Source organism: Aquimarina megaterium XH134 (assembly GCF_000520975.1).
GTDB classification, from domain to species: domain Bacteria; phylum Bacteroidota; class Bacteroidia; order Flavobacteriales; family Flavobacteriaceae; genus Aquimarina; species Aquimarina megaterium.
The window spans coordinates 1-336 of the sequence record NZ_JACB01000165.1; the positions used below are offsets into that span (position 1 = coordinate 1).

The 336-nt window shown below is 39.3% G+C and carries 1 protein-coding gene; it reads right to left on the minus strand.

Translation table 11 applies throughout. From position 1 onward, the window contains the following. Positions 1 to 336 (minus strand): GEVED domain-containing protein (locus Z053_RS29685; RefSeq protein ID WP_035097388.1); only part of this gene is annotated, 336 nt, incomplete at both ends.

The window sequence follows — 336 nt, forward strand, 5'->3', positions numbered from 1 at the left end:
TTTCATAGATACTCTCATTCTGGTATTCCCGTTTTTGGCGCTAGATGGGATTGTAAAACTACCACTTACTGGTGTATCTTTTGAAGCAGCTTTACTCCATACCTGCTCGTCTGCATCAGCAAAATCTCCATCCTGGTTATAATCTATCCACACGCTATATCCTTCAGAATATACGGTTCCTGACCAGGTTGGGGTAATGGTAATGGTATTAGAAGCTCCTTTAGATAATGTAGTAGATACCGAAGTGTAATCTCCATATCCTCCTGTAGAACCCGTAGAAGAATTATCAATTGTTCCTAATTGTACTCTACCGATATATTCGTCTGATACACTTTT